We start from the raw sequence: 13,031 nt of genomic DNA, 5'->3' as shown, positions 1-13,031 counted from the left end.
TCCCCCTCTAGAGGCTGAAGGAGTTGGCAGGCTTCGGGGAGTGCTTGAGTTTGAAGTTGTCCGGTTCGCTGAAGGGCGCGGCGCCGATGCTGAGCTTGGTGAAGTCGAGGTCTTCCCCGCGGCTGCAGACCTTGATGGCGCTGACGGCCTTGTTCACGTCGGGGCAGAGGCAGACGATGTTCAGTTTGTAGTCCCTGAACTCCGAGCGTTCCACGGTTCCCAGGCCGCGCCAGGCCAGGTGGCTGATGAGGGCGTCCTTCGCCTTTTCCTCAAGGTAGCGGTCACGGTCGGTGCCCTCCTTGGTTTTGAGGGCGAACTGCGCCACCACCCAGAACTGGTCCTCGTTGGGGATTTCGTCGAAGCCGTCCTCTGCGCACTGCACGGCAAAGGCATCCATGAGGCCCTCCACCGCAGCGGCGTCAGCCACATCGGTCTCTTCGGTTTTACTCTGGTGGCCAACCACGCCGTAGTTCATCACAAACTGGCTGTAGTCCTCGTCGAACCAGCCTTCACGGAAGTGCAGGACTCCCTCGTCGTCCCGTTTGTAGACCCTGATGATTCCGCTCATGACCGTCCCTTCGTGAACCATTCGGCATCTGTTCCGTCAAATGGTGCGTGCTGTGCCTTGACGGCCTGATAAAGCTCATCCGCGGCGGCCTGGATGTCATCCACCAGCAGGTCCGGGTAATTCATCGCGATGCGGTGCTCGGCGAACTCGTCCTGGTCATCGATGAAGACGCCCCGGCCAGCCATGCGGATCACGTCCAGGTCCATGTCGATCACATGGAACTCGGTGACCGCGGGCCGGATGTCCGTCCACTCGTGGGCGACGGCGAGGTCAACATAGACCCTGACGCCGCTGGGGTGGGCGTCGTCGTAGAACGTGGCCACCCAGTCTCCGGACCGCGGCACCAGCAGCACGGCGTCGGATGCTGTGTAAAAGGCAGCGCCCGGGCGCGAACAGAATTCGTTGGTCCCCTGGAAGATCCACCAGCCGTGCCGGTCCTCGCCGAGGTACCGCCCCGGGACCACCCAGTGGGCTTGCCCGTTCCATTTCCGGTTCCGGGCCACCACCAGCTGGCCTGGCTGCAGTCCCGCGGGAACGCGGGTGGTGCTGGTGTGCCGCGCCGGGCTTGAATCCCCGACGGCGGCCGGATCCTTCAGTGCGTCTTCTTCCCTCACAGGATCGGCAGGCTGCCGGTAGTGGGGTGTTCCTGCCCTGGCAGGGGGCGCGCGAAGGGGACCTTTGTCCCCAGAACCTGGGCGACGACGTCGTGCGTGATCTGCTGGGCCGTCAGCCCGACGCGCTCCAGCACCTGGCTGCGTGTGCCGTGGTCCAGGAACTCCGCAGGGAGCCCCACCTCGTTCAGGGCGGTGTCCACGCCGGCGGCGCGCATTTCCTGCCGGATCCGCGATCCGACGCCGCCTGCCCTGACACCGTCCTCGATGCAGATTACCAGCCGGTGGTGGGAGGCCAGCGCGATGATGGAACGCCGCACGGGCAGCACCCAGCGCGGGTCCACCACGGTGGTGCTGATGCCTTGGGCGCCCAGGCGGTTGGACACGTCCAGGGCCAGTTCGGACATGGCTCCGACGCTGACAATCAGGACATCGTTTTCGGTGGAGCCGGCCGGCCGGCGGGCCAGCACGTCAACACCGTCGCCCAGACGTTCGATGGCTTCCACTTCGGAGCCCACGGTGCCCTTGGAGAAACGCACCACAGTGGGGGCGTCGTTGATGGCCACGGCCTCGCGCAGCTCTTCCCGCAGCCGGGAAGCGTCGCGCGGCGCGGCGAGGTGGAGTCCGGGAACGATCTGGACCATTGCCATGTCCCACATGCCGTGATGGCTGGCCCCGTCCGGGCCGGTGACGCCGGCCCGGTCCAGGACGATGGTGACGCCGGCTTTGTGCAATGCCACGTCCATCAGGAGCTGGTCAAAGGCACGGTTGAGGAAGGTGGCATACACGGCCACCACGGGGTGGAGCCCGCCGAAAGCCATGCCGGCGGCGGACGTCAGCGCATGCTGCTCGGCGATGCCGACATCGATCACGCGGTCCGGGTGCTTGGCCGCAAACTTGTGCAGGCCCACGGGAATGAGCATTGCCCCGGTGATGCCCACGATGTCGAGGCGTTCGTCGGCGATCTTCGCGATCTCGTCAGCAAAAACAGACGTCCAGGACTGTGCCCCGGAAACTCCGGTCGGCTCACCCGTCTCCGGATCGATAATGCCGACGGCGTGGAACTGGTCCGCTTCATGGGCCCTGGCCGGGGCGTAGCCGTGGCCCTTTTCGGTCATGGCGTGGACAATCACGGGTCCGGCGTAGTTCCTGGCCGTGGACAGGGCGTGCTCCATGGCCTGCAGGTTGTGGCCGTCAACGGGGCCGATGTACTTCATGCCGAGGTCTTCGAACATGCCCTGCGGCGCCCACCAGTCCTTGATGCCCTTTTTCATGGCATGCAGGCTCTTGTAGGTGAACTGGCCTATGGGGCCGCCGTTCTGGAGCTTCTTCTTCCACCAGTCCAGCGTGCCCTCATAGGCAGGCGCCGCGCGGAAAGAGTCGATGGTGGGGCGCAGTGAGGCAAGGTAGTCTGCGAAGCCGCCCACTGTGGGGGCATAGGAGCGGCCGTTGTCGTTGACCACGATCACCACGCGGCGGCGCTTGTCCGCCGCAATGTTGTTGATGGCTTCCCAGGCCATGCCGCCGGTCAGCGCCCCGTCTCCGACGACGGCGACGGTGTATCGCTCCGACTCACCGGTGAGCTGCCTGGCACGGGATATGCCGTCCGCCCAGGAGAGAGAGGAGGAAGCATGCGAGCTTTCCACAATGTCATGCTCGGACTCGGCGCGGGACGGGTAGCCGGACATGCCGCCCTGCTGGCGCAGCGTACTGAAGTCCTGGCGGCCGGTGAGGAGCTTGTGCACATAGGACTGGTGGCCCGTGTCGAACACAATGCTGTCCCGGGGCGAATCGAAGATGCGGTGCACGGCCAGGGTCAGTTCCACAACGCCGAGGTTCGGTCCGAGGTGTCCACCGGTCTGGGAGACGTTGGTGATCAGGAAACTCCTGACCTCAGCGGCCAGCTCTTCGAGCTGCCCTTGAGACAGCTGGTTAAGGTCCTGCGGATTCCGGATGGTGTCCAAGATTCCCAATGACCCCTCCTTCGGGTGGTAGACGTGCCTGTTAACTCTAACGCCTCGCGGAAAATGCAAAGCCGAAGCCCCGGCTGGTCGGTGACCGGCCGGGGCTTCGAAAGAGTACTGCGTGGGTACAGATTCCGGCTAGTTGGCCGAGATCTGGCGCAGGACGTACTGCAGGATGCCGCCGTTGCGGTAGTAGTCGGCTTCGCCCGGAGTATCGATGCGGAGTACTGCATCGAAGGACTTGGCGGAGCCGTCTTCTGCGGTGGCGGTGACCTTGAGGGTCTTGGGCGTGGTCCCTTCGTTCAGGGCAATGACGCCCTCAACCGAGAAGGTTTCCGTGCCGGTCAGCCCCAGGGTGGCTGCGGATTCTCCAGCCGGGAACTGCAGGGGCAGGACGCCCATGCCGATCAGGTTGGAGCGGTGGATACGTTCGTAGCTCTCGGCGACGACGGCCTTGACGCCCAGCAGGGCGGTGCCCTTCGCTGCCCAGTCACGCGAGGATCCGGAACCGTATTCCTTGCCCGCCAGGACCACCAGCGGGGTGCCGGCTGCCTGGTAGTTCTGCGCGGCGTCGTAGACATATGCCTGCGGGCCGTCAGCCTGGGTGAAGTCGCGGGTGAAACCACCTTCGACGCCGTCCAGGATCTGGTTCTTGATGCGGATGTTCGCGAAGGTGCCGCGGATCATGACTTCGTGGTTGCCACGGCGTGAGCCGTAGGAGTTGAAGTCCTTGCGCTCCACACCGTTGGCCAGCAGGTACTGGCCGGCCGGGGTGTCCGACTTGAAGGAACCGGCCGGGGAGATGTGGTCGGTGGTGACCGAATCGCCCAGCTTCAGCAGCACGCGGGCGCCGGAGATGTCCTGGACGGGTTCCGGCTGCGCCTTGATGCCGTCGAAGTACGGGGGCTTCCGGACGTAGGTGGAGTTCGGATCCCAGGCGAAGGTGTCACCGGCCGGGGTGTCGAGCGCCTTCCAGCGCGCGTCGCCGTCAAAGACGCCTTCGTAGCCGCGGGCGAACATGTCCTTGTCGATCGAGGAATCGATGACCTGCTGGACCTCCACCGGGTTGGGCCAGATGTCCTTCAGGAAGACGTCGTTGCCGGCTTCGTCCTTGCCGAGGGAATCGGTGTCGAAGTCGAAGTCCATGGAACCGGCCAGGGCGTATGCGATGACCAGCGGCGGGGAGGCCAGGTAGTTCATCTTCACGTCCGGGTTGATCCGGCCTTCGAAGTTGCGGTTACCGGAGAGCACCGCGGTGACGGAGAGGTCGTTGGCCTGGATGGCCTCGGAGATTTGGGCGTCCAGCGGTCCGGAGTTGCCGATGCAGGTGGCGCAGCCATAGCCCACGATGTAGAAGCCGAGCTTCTCCAGGTACGGGGTCAGGCCCGACTTGTTGTAGTAGTCGGTGACAACTTTGGACCCGGGAGCCACGGAGGTCTTGACCCACGGCTTCGAGGTCAGGCCCTTGTCGACGGCGTTGCGGGCCAGCAGGGCTGCGGCCAGCATCACCGAGGGGTTGGACGTGTTTGTGCAGGACGTGATCGAGGCGATGGATACCGCTCCGTGGTCCAGTTCGAACTCGCGGCCGTCTTCAGTCTTGATGTGCACCGGGTTGGACGGACGCCCGTGGGCGCCGTTCGCTGCGGACACAACACGGCTGGTCTCGGTGGTGTGCGAGTCGGCGTGCGTGAAGGACGGGGCGTCCGAGGCGGGGAACGACTCGTCCAGGGACTCGTCCACGCTGCCGTCTTCGATGGCCACGTAGTTGTGGATGTCCTTGCGGAACTGTTCTTTGGCATCCGTCAGCTCAATGCGGTCCTGGGGACGCTTGGGGCCGGAGATGGAGGGAACAACCGTGGACAGGTCCAGCTCGAGGTACTCGGAGAACTTGATCTCGCGGGAAGCATCGTGCCAGAGGCCCTGTTCCTTGGCGTAGGACTCCACGAGTGCCACATTTTCGTCCGAGCGGCCGGTGAGGCGCAGGTAGTCCAATGTGACGTCGTCGATGGGGAACATTGCGGCGGTGGAGCCGAATTCCGGGCTCATGTTGCCGATGGTGGCGCGGTTGGCCAGCGGCACTGCCGCAACACCTTCGCCGTAGAATTCCACGAACTTGCCCACAACACCGTGCTTGCGCAGCTGCTCGGTGATGGTCAGCACCACGTCCGTGGCGGTGGCGCCGGCCGGAATGGACCCGGTCAGCTTGAAGCCAACAACACGCGGGATAAGCATCGAGACAGGCTGTCCCAGCATGGCCGCTTCGGCTTCGATGCCGCCAACGCCCCAGCCCAGGACACCCAGGCCGTTGACCATGGTGGTGTGCGAGTCGGTGCCGACGCAGGTGTCCGGGTAGGCCCGGAGGACCCCGTCGATTTCGCGGGTCATGACGGTGCGGGCCAGGTATTCGATGTTGACCTGGTGCACAATGCCGGTTCCCGGGGGAACAACCTTGAAGTCGTCGAATGCGGTCTGGCCCCACCGCAGGAACTGGTAACGCTCGCCGTTGCGCTGGTATTCGATCTCCATGTTGCGCTCCAGTGCGCCGGAGTTGCCGAAAGCGTCGATCTGCACGGAGTGGTCAATGACCATTTCCGCAGGAGCGAGGGGGTTGACCCGCTTGGGGTCGCCGCCGAGTTCCTTGACTGCTTCACGCATTGTCGCCAGGTCCACCACGCAGGGGACGCCGGTGAAGTCCTGCATGATCACGCGGGCAGGCGTGAACTGGATTTCTGTATCTGGCTGGGCATTAGGATCCCAGCCGGCCAAGGCACGCACGTGATCGGCCGTGATGTTCGCGCCGTCCTCGGTCCTCAACAGGTTTTCAAGCAATACCTTGAGGCTGAACGGAAGGTTTTCTGCACCTTCAACGGAGTTCAACCGGAAAATTTCGTATTCGGTTCCGGCTACATTAAGTTTGCCTTTTGAACCGAAGCTGTCCACAGTGCTCATCGCAGGACTCCTCTCGCAACAGTTTCATCTTTGTCGCGCGGTAGACCGCTTGCTAGTTAGGCAGGCCTAATTAGTGCTGGCCACACAAATTGCAGGAGGTCAGCCGTGAATACGGGGCGCGACGTGGGATTACTACCGCCATCCTAGTGGCATCAAGGACCCGGCGTCAGCAACGCCACCGTCTCCAGGTGGTGGGTGTGCGGATAGAGATCGAAGGCCCGCAGGCCCGCCAGGGACCAGCCAGCCTGCTGGAAGTACCCAACATCCCGGGCAAACGATGCCGGGTCGCAGGAGACGTAGGCGATGGCGCGGGGCCCGGCAGCGATCAGCTGGCTGACCACGGGCTTCCCGGCACCCGCCCGGGGCGGGTCCAGAACAATGGCATCGAAATTCCGCGGCTTTTGGCGGAGGACTCGTTCCACCCGGCCGTGTTCGATCTCCACTTGCGGCGCACCGTGAAGGTTCTTGCGGGCGTCCCGGCTGGTTCCCGGAGCACCTTCCACCGAGAGAACGGACCCGGTCTCCCCCACCGCATCAGCCAAGGGAGCCGTGAACAGCCCGGCCCCGGCGTAGAGGTCTGCCACCACGGAACCCGGCGCCAGGAATCCGCCATTGTGAAGGAATTCTGTGATGGCCCCCACAAGCGTCCCGGGCGCGTCGCGGTGGATCTGCCAGAAACCGGCGCCCGTAACCCTGTAGTCGTGGCCGGCTGCCGACTCCTGGACCCAGGTCCGGCCGCGCAGCTGCGCGACTTCCCCGGTCAGGGGGTCGAACGTGGCCACGGAGACATCGTCCGGAAGCTGGGCCGCGATGGCACTGAGCCGCTTGGGCTTGGTGCCGGGTGCAGGAGCCAGCAGCACCAGTGGGCGTGAACCGTTCGACGGCGCTGCCACCTCCACGCGTTCGATGCCGGTCAGGTCGAGGTCCCACAAGCGCAGCCGGTTGATGCGCTCCGTTGCGAGCGGCATCTCCCGGACGGCAATGATGTGGTCGGAACGGTGCGCGTGCATGCCCAGTTTGCCGCCCGGAGTCACCGAGAAGCTGGCGCGCGTCCGCCACCCCAGGCCAGTGCCGGCGTCGTACGTTGGCTCAGTCTCCTGGCTGGAATCCGGCCCGCCCGCGTCCACAGCCTCCACGAGGTTTCCTGTGTCTTGGCCATGGCCGTGCCCTTCGGGCAGGCGTTCGACGGCGGCGAGCCGCTGAAGCTGTTCGGCCAGTACCGCCGACTTCAGCGCGCGCTGGCGGGCAAGGGAGATGTGGCCGAATTCGGCTCCGCCCACCGGCGGATGTCCGTGGGCCCAGGCGCGGAGGGAGTCCGCCGGACGCCAGAAGTGCTCCACCCGGTCCGGGGAGGCTTCCAGCACCTCCACAACGTCGGCGCGCCAGAACTTGGCAGACTCCCCCGCGTCGGTGAGGCGGACGCGTACCTTTTCGCCGGGGATGCCGTGCCGGACAAAGATCACCCTGCCCTCGTGCCGGGCCACGCAGTGGCCGCCGTGGGCCACCGGGCCGACGTCGAGCACCAGTTCGGTGGGGGCTGCTGTGGCAGCTGCGGAGTGGGTCTGGGTCTGGGGGTTCATCGGATATCCTGCATGTTTTTGGCTTCTTCGGACGATTTCAACTGCCATGGAACACTGGCCACCATCACGCCAGGTTCAAAGTGCAGCCGGGTTTTGATGCGCAGCGCCGTCTGGTTGTGAACCAGCTGTTCCCACCATTTACCGACCACGTATTCGGGAATGTAGACCACGATCAGGTCGCGGGGGGAATCACGGCGCATGTTCTTCACGTATTCCATGATGGGCGTGATGGTTTCCCGGTAGGGGCTGGCGAGGACGGTCAGCGGCACGGGGATCTCCAGCTTTTCCCAGTCGGCGACCGTGTGCGCGGTTTCTTCCGCGTTAATGTCCACCGTGATGGCGTCCAGCCGCGACGGTCGCGAAGCGCGTGCGTAGGCCAGCGCGCGCAACACGGGCTTACGCACGTGGGACACCAGCAGCACCGCGTGGACCCTTGATGGCAGGGCCCGCGGCGAGGAGTCCTCGTCCACGGCCAGTTCCTTGGCCACGTTGTCATAGTGTGCCCGGATGCTCCACATGATCAGGAACAGGATTAACATGGCCAGCAGCGCGATCCACGCGCCTTGCTGGAACTTGGTGATCAGCACGATCACCAGCACCAGGGACGTCATGCCGAACCCGATGCTGTTGATGGTGCGGGACTTAACCATCCGGCGTCGGGTGGCTTTGTCCTTGGCGAGCTTGAGGTGCCTCCCCCAATGCCGGATCATGCCCAGCTGGCTGAGGGTAAAGGAGATAAAGACGCCCACGATGTAGAGCTGGATCAGCTTGGTGACATCGCCGTTGAACGCGAGGATCAGGACCAGCGCTCCGGCGGCCAGGGCAAGGACGCCGTTGCTGAATGCCAGGCGGTCTCCCCTGGTCCGCAGCTGGCGCGGCAGGTAGCCGTCCTGGGCGAGGATGGAGCCAAGTACCGGGAACCCGTTGAACGCGGTGTTCGAGGCGAACACCAGGATTACTCCGGTGGCGGCGACCACGATGAAGAACAGGATTGATCCCGGCCCGAAGATGGTCTGGGCGATCTGGCTGATGGCAGGACTCTGGATGTAATCCTCCGGCAGCGGCAGGCCGTTCATCAGGAATTCCGTCGCCGGATCCAGCACGATGTGCACCTTCGTGGCGTTGGCCAGAAAGATGATGCCGGCCAGCATGGACGAGGCGATGAGGCCGAGCAGCAACAGCGTGGTGGCCGCGTTTTTGCTCTTCGGTTTCTGGAAGTTCGGCACACCGTTGCTGATGGCCTCAATGCCGGTCAGCGCGGCGGCGCCGGAGGAGAACGCCCGGAGCAGGAGGAAGGCGCCGGCCAGGCCCACCAGCCCTTCGTCGAAACCGGGAGCCGGCACAATCTCGAAGGCCGCCGACGGTGCTTCGCCCAGCTGGCCTGTCGCGGCCTGGAAGACGCCCACCGCTGTCATGCCGAGGATAGCCGCCATAAAAATGTACGTGGGGACAGCGAAAACGCTGCCGGCTTCCTTGATGCCGCGGAGGTTAACGAGGGCAAGGATTACGACGCCGATGGTGGCGAACAGGGCCTGTTGCCCGTGCAGGGAAGGCACCGCCGTGGTGAGGTAGGTGGCCGCCGAGGACATCGAGACGGCCACCGTCAGGACGTAGTCCACAAGGAGCGCCGAGGCGACGGTCAGCCCGGAAAACTTGCCCAGGTTTTCATTGGCGATCTCGTAGTCTCCGCCACCGGAAGGGTAGGCGTGCACGTTCTGCCGGTAGGACGCCACCACAGTCAGGAGGACCACCATGACGGCCAGGCCCACCCACGGCGAAAAGGCCACCGCACTCACGCCGGCCAGGGCCAGGGTGAGCAGGATTTCATCGGGGGCATAGGCCACCGAGGACAGTGCGTCGGAAGCGAAAACCGGAAGTGCTATCCGTTTGGGGAGCAAGGTATGGGCGAGCCTGTCATTCCTGAAGGGCCTGCCCACCAGCACCCGTTTCACGGCATTCAATATAGTCAGCACTCCACAAAGCTAGTCTGATTCCCCGCCCATGTCATGACGGGGTCCGGGCGGCGGCAGCACGCGCGCTGCCGGTAGAGTTCTAGCAGCAGCAACAGGCTACGGAAGTTGAGGAGATACGGTGGCGCATTTCGTGATCATGGGATGTGGCCGGGTAGGGGCCACTCTGGCGCACACGCTGGAGGACGCCGGTCATTCCGTCGCCATCATCGACCAGGACGACCGCGCGTTCCGCCGGCTTCGGCAGGGCTTCACGGGCAGGAAAGTCACCGGTGTGGGCTTCGACCGGGACACGCTCCAGCAGGCCGGCGTGGCAGAGGCGTACGCCTTCGCGGCCGTTTCCAGCGGTGACAACTCCAACATCCTGGCCACCCGCGTGGCGCGCGAGACCTTCCACGTCCCCCACGTTGTGGCCAGGATCTACGACCCCGGCCGGGCAGAAATCTATCAACGGCTCGGCATCCCCACCGTCGCAGCCGTCAGATGGAGCGCAGACCAGGTCTTGCGCCGCATCCTGCCCGAACAGCATCTCGCCGGCGATTTCCGCGAGCCTTCCGGCCGGCTGGTCCTCGCCGAAGTGGACCTCGACGCCGGCTGGATCGGCCACCGGATCAGCGAAGTCGAAAAAGCTGCCGACATCCGGGTGGCATACCTCACCAGGTTCGGCGAAGGCATGCTCCCGGAAACCGGGACTTCGTACCAGGACGGCGACACAGTCCACGCCATGCTGCCGGTGGACCGCAGTTCCCAGGTCGCCCAGATCCTGGCCAAAGCACCCGCCAAGGAGTTGTAGTGAAAGTTGTTATCGTCGGCGCCGGCAGCGTCGGGTCATCGATCGCCAGGGAACTGCTGGCCCACAAGCACGAAATCCTGCTGATCGACCTCAAGCCTGAGGTCATCGGACGCAGCGGGCTGCGCGGCGCGCACTGGCTCGTGGGGGACGCCTGCGAGCTCAGCACCCTGCAGGGAGCGAAGGTGGAGGACGCCGACGTCGTTGTTTCAGCCACGGGCGACGACAAGGTGAACCTGGTGGTCTCACTCCTGGCCAAGACCGAATTCGGCGTGGGCCGCACGGTGGGCCGGGTCAACAACCCCAAGAATGACTGGATGTTCAACGACTCCTGGGGCGTAGACGTTGCCGTCAACACCCCCCAGCTGATGACCGCGCTTGTGGAGGAAGCTGTGGAGATCGGTGACCTGGTCCGGCTCCTGACGCTGCAGACCGGCGTCGCTTCGCTGGTGGAGTTCACGGTGCCGCACGATTCGCACGTCATTGGCCTGACGGTGGGCGACATCCATTGGCCCGAGGACGCCACGCTGGTGGCAATCCTCCGGGACCACGCGCCCATCACTCCCAGCCGGGATGACGTCATCGATGGCGGGGACGAGTTGTTTTTCGTCACCACTATCGCGGCCGAGGATCAGTTGCGTGCGCTGCTGTCGCCCGAATCAGAGGAGGAGCCGGAGGAGGCCTCCCATGAGCCCGAAGGCCTGCAGCCTGCCGAAACTCAGGCGCCGGAGGACGACGGCTTCGGCGGCTGATCCGACGTCGGGGCGTCGGCGTCCGCCGGTACCGGCCGGGTGACAAGCCACGCGATCCAGACGCCGAGGATATAGAGCGGCGCCCCCATGATCAGGCGGGTCGTGGCCAGGGCGGCGAGTCCGTCCTCGCCCATCAGGTACAGGGGAACCTGAACGATCAGCCGAAGTACCAGGACCGCCACGATGATCCACGTGCCCAGGCGGTAAGCCTTAAGCCGCCCGGGATCCTTGCGCCAGTCCAGCCCTTCGTTGCGGATGATCCCGAACAGCAGGCCGGCCACCGGCCACTTGATCGCGATGGAGATCACCATGGCGAGGATGTAGGCGGTGTTCGTGAAGAAGCCCGGCAGGTAGAAGTCCTCGGCCTTGCCCGTAGTGTTGGCGAGCCAGGCCGAGATTCCCACCCCCACCACGCCGGCGAGGGCCTGGGTCAGCGGGCGCCGCTGGACGAGGCGGACCACCGTAAACAGCGCGGCGGAGGCCAGCGCGGCCACCAGCGACGGCGTCAGGTCCCGGGTGATGGTAAAGGCGATCAGGAAGACCAGGCCAGGCACAATGCTCTCGGCGATGCCCTGGATTCCGCCGGCGCTCTTGAGGACATCGATCCGGCCGTCATGGGTGCGGTGCAGGCCGGCTTTGGCTGCATAGCCTTCAGCAAGTCCCTTCACCGGGGACGGCTCGGGCTGTTTGGACGGCTCGGGCTGCTGGGGCGAAGTCATTCGTTCTCCTGGCGGGAAAGTATTTCATAGCGTGGATTGAACATGGTGGGCAGGCCTTGGCTTTGGGACAGCATGCCCTCAAGGCGGACTACGGTCCCGGCCTCGATGCCCGGCACCCTGCGCCGCCCCAGCCAGACCACACGCAAGCGGCCACCCGGTCCATGTGCCGGTTTGGCGCCCGTCTCGCGAATGTCGGGGTCCGAGACAATGGCGGTGAATGCCGCGTTCTGGTCCGCGGGCATGTAGGTGACGGATTCGATGTGCCCCTGGCACACCACCCTCCCCCGTTCCGGCAGCCGGCTGACCGGCATCCCCGCGTCCGGGGAGGAGTCCTGGGGACCTTGGCGGGAATCAGCCAATCTGGGTGGTTTCCGGACCACGTTCGGGGCCCTTGAACTCGGGGGCACTGAATTCGGGGGCAACAGGCGGCGGGGTGACGCTGGCATCCTTGGGCAGCCGCAGCTGAAGCAGGTCACGGGGCGGCATGGGGCTGTCGCCCCGGATGACCACAATCTTGCGGAAAAGGGACTCAAGCGGTGCCGCAGCCTCGCGCTCCATCGCTGCCGCGCCGCCCAGGACGCCGCGCAGGAACCAACGCGGCCCGTCGATGCCTATGAAGCGCGCCACCCGGTAGCCCTGGCTGCCGTCCTGTGCACCGGCGGGCAGTTTGGCGATCAGTTCGGTTCCGAAGCCACCCTGGACTTCTTCAACCTGCCCGCCCTGGCTTCCCACGGACTGACCGATCTGTTCGCGGATCTCGTCCCACAGTCCCTCGGTCTTGGGAGCAGCAAACGCCTGCAGCTGAAGGCTGGAGCCGTTCAGGTCCATAGTCACAGCGACCACGCGCTGGGTGGCTTCCTCAACTTCGAGCCGGAGCTGGAGCCCCTCGCTCGGAGAAATGAGCAGCGCACCGAGGTCAACATATCCCTCGCGGCTGGAGACCTCGGAAACATCAAAGGGGCCCGAGACCCGACGCCCGGCGCCCACCGCGGCCGTGTCAGCGGAATCCGTTGATTCCACTGAGGCCTGGGATTCGTCCGGGTCGGCCGGATGTTCCTTCTTTGATTTCCTGCCGAGCCCAAAAACCATGGGGATTGTCTCCTTAGTTGTGAAAGTGACTCGCCGGGC

Annotated in this window: 11 protein-coding genes; 2 read left to right on the top strand and 9 right to left on the bottom strand. The window is 64.9% G+C overall.

Features of this window, described 5'->3' with window-relative positions; genetic code table 11:
* Nucleotides 1-7 precede the first annotated feature (7 nt).
* From ASG77_RS11270 to ASG77_RS11245, 6 genes are all read right to left on the bottom strand, one after another.
* On the bottom strand, nt 8-568 hold the full coding sequence (locus ASG77_RS11270; protein ID WP_056345381.1) for a hypothetical protein: 561 nt from the start codon (nt 566-568) through the stop codon (nt 8-10).
* Nucleotides 565-1,182, bottom strand: coding sequence for a DUF402 domain-containing protein (locus ASG77_RS11265; RefSeq protein ID WP_082575974.1), 618 nt, complete (start codon nt 1,180-1,182; stop codon nt 565-567). The genes ASG77_RS11270 and ASG77_RS11265 overlap by 4 nt, the downstream gene beginning before the upstream one ends.
* Nucleotides 1,179-3,152 carry a 1-deoxy-D-xylulose-5-phosphate synthase gene (gene dxs, locus ASG77_RS11260; RefSeq protein ID WP_056345378.1) on the bottom strand — a complete coding sequence of 658 codons (1,974 nt, stop codon included), beginning with the start codon at nt 3,150-3,152 and terminating at the stop codon, nt 1,179-1,181. Before dxs ends, ASG77_RS11265 begins: the two co-directional genes overlap by 4 nt.
* 129 nt (nt 3,153-3,281) lie before the next feature.
* Nucleotides 3,282-6,092, bottom strand: coding sequence for an aconitate hydratase AcnA (gene acnA / locus ASG77_RS11255; RefSeq protein WP_056345377.1), 2,811 nt, complete (start codon nt 6,090-6,092; stop codon nt 3,282-3,284).
* Between the two features lie 152 nt (nt 6,093-6,244).
* Nucleotides 6,245-7,672, bottom strand: coding sequence for a class I SAM-dependent RNA methyltransferase (locus tag ASG77_RS11250; RefSeq protein ID WP_056345375.1), 1,428 nt, complete (start codon nt 7,670-7,672; stop codon nt 6,245-6,247).
* Nucleotides 7,669-9,645 (bottom strand): APC family permease, encoded by a 1,977-nt coding sequence (locus ASG77_RS11245; RefSeq protein WP_056345373.1) that lies wholly within the window; start codon nt 9,643-9,645, stop codon nt 7,669-7,671. Before ASG77_RS11245 ends, ASG77_RS11250 begins: the two co-directional genes overlap by 4 nt.
* A 118-nt stretch (nt 9,646-9,763) precedes the next feature.
* Here ASG77_RS11245 and ASG77_RS11240 point away from each other — a divergent pair, with 118 nt between their 5' ends.
* Both ASG77_RS11240 and ASG77_RS11235 read left to right on the top strand, forming a co-directional pair.
* Complete coding sequence (locus ASG77_RS11240; protein WP_056345371.1) at nt 9,764-10,435, top strand: potassium channel family protein; 672 nt, start codon at nt 9,764-9,766, stop codon at nt 10,433-10,435.
* Nucleotides 10,435-11,184 carry a potassium channel family protein gene (locus tag ASG77_RS11235; RefSeq protein WP_056345368.1) on the top strand — a complete coding sequence of 250 codons (750 nt, stop codon included), beginning with the start codon at nt 10,435-10,437 and terminating at the stop codon, nt 11,182-11,184. Before ASG77_RS11240 ends, ASG77_RS11235 begins: the two co-directional genes overlap by 1 nt.
* Here ASG77_RS11235 and ASG77_RS11230 read toward each other — a convergent pair.
* The 3 genes from ASG77_RS11230 to ASG77_RS11220 are packed head-to-tail and all read right to left on the bottom strand — an operon-like array spanning nt 11,151 to nt 12,992.
* Nucleotides 11,151-11,903 carry a DUF3159 domain-containing protein gene (locus ASG77_RS11230; RefSeq protein ID WP_056345366.1) on the bottom strand — a complete coding sequence of 251 codons (753 nt, stop codon included), beginning with the start codon at nt 11,901-11,903 and terminating at the stop codon, nt 11,151-11,153. The two genes, ASG77_RS11235 and ASG77_RS11230, sit on opposite strands and share 34 nt — an antisense overlap.
* Nucleotides 11,900-12,262, bottom strand: coding sequence for a hypothetical protein (locus ASG77_RS11225; protein WP_442854242.1), 363 nt, complete (start codon nt 12,260-12,262; stop codon nt 11,900-11,902). The genes ASG77_RS11230 and ASG77_RS11225 overlap by 4 nt, the downstream gene beginning before the upstream one ends.
* A complete protein-coding gene (locus ASG77_RS11220) occupies nt 12,255-12,992 on the bottom strand; it encodes a DUF3710 domain-containing protein (RefSeq protein ID WP_056345360.1) in 738 nt (245 codons plus the stop codon). The genes ASG77_RS11225 and ASG77_RS11220 overlap by 8 nt, the downstream gene beginning before the upstream one ends.
* Nucleotides 12,993-13,031 lie beyond the last annotated feature (39 nt).

The sequence above is a fragment of the Arthrobacter sp. Soil762 genome (assembly GCF_001428335.1).
Classification (GTDB): domain Bacteria; phylum Actinomycetota; class Actinomycetes; order Actinomycetales; family Micrococcaceae; genus Arthrobacter.
Note: the sequence above shows the minus strand (reverse complement) of the source record. Positions and strands in the feature narration are given on the sequence as shown.